At 68.3% G+C, this 1,027-nt stretch carries 1 protein-coding gene and 1 pseudogene; both read left to right on the plus strand.

Translation table 11 applies throughout. The features are described 5' to 3' along the window. Window positions 1-829 (plus strand): acetaldehyde dehydrogenase (acetylating) (locus DD1DGNOD_RS11925; RefSeq protein WP_131770133.1); only part of this gene is annotated, 829 nt, incomplete at its 5' end. After that, window positions 826-1,027: pseudogene (locus tag DD1DGNOD_RS11930) on the plus strand (4-hydroxy-2-oxovalerate aldolase); the annotation flags it as partial. The gene DD1DGNOD_RS11925 and the pseudogene DD1DGNOD_RS11930, both read left to right, overlap by 4 nt.

The following is a 1,027-nucleotide window of genomic DNA, read 5'->3' on the forward strand; positions in this document are numbered from 1 at the left end:
TGGGGTCCAGGGCCTGATCGACATGGCGGGGTTCGACGAGATCGACGTCGTGTTCGACGCGACGTCGGCAAAGGCCCACGCGGCGAACGCGCACGCGCTGGCCGGGTACGGCAAGCAGCTGGTGGATCTGACGCCCGCCGCGATCGGGCCGTACGTCGTACCGGCGGTCAACCTCGACCAGCACCTCGGCGCGCCCAACGTGAACATGGTGACCTGCGGCGGGCAGGCCACCATCCCGATGATCGCCGCGGTGTCCCGGGTGACCCGCGTCCGGTACGGGGAGATCGTGGCGTCGATCGCCTCCAGGTCGGCCGGTCCGGGCACCCGCGCGAACATCGACGAGTTCACCGAGACCACCTCGCACGCCATCGAGGTCGTGGGTGGCGCGGATGTCGGAAAGGCAATCATCATCCTCAACCCGGCTGAACCACCTATGATCATGCGTGACACCGTGTTGTGTCTGGCGGACGACGCCGATCCGGACGAGATCCGCGCCAGCATCGCCCGCATGGTCACCGATGTGGCCGAGTACGTGCCCGGATACCGGCTCAAGCAGCAGGTCCAGATCGCCGCTGTCGGCCCGGACGAGCCGCTGCGGACCCTGATTGGCGACGCCGGTCCGCGGCCGACCTGGAAGATATCGATCTTTCTGGAGGTCGAGGGAGCCGCGCACTATCTGCCGGCGTACGCCGGAAACCTCGACATCATGACCTCTGCTGCGCTACGAACCGCTGAACGGTTGTCCACCTCGCAGCCCACGGCGGTGGTAGCGGGGTCGGCCGCGTCAGCGGTTCCAGCGGTTCCAGCGACCTCGGAGGTGGTCTCGTGAACCCGCCCAGGCTCTACATCCAGGACGTGACCCTGCGGGACGGCATGCATGCGGTCCGGCATCGCATCACCGTGGAGCGGGTGCGCACAATCGCCGCCGCATTGGACGCCGCGGGCGTGGACGCCATTGAGGTCGCTCACGGTGACGGCCTGGCAGGCGCCAGCCTGACCTACGGGCCGGGCAGCAACAGCGACTGGG

Origin of the sequence: Candidatus Protofrankia californiensis (assembly GCF_900634765.1) — a bacterium.
Taxonomy (GTDB): Bacteria; Actinomycetota; Actinomycetes; order Frankiales; family Frankiaceae; genus Protofrankia; species Protofrankia californiensis.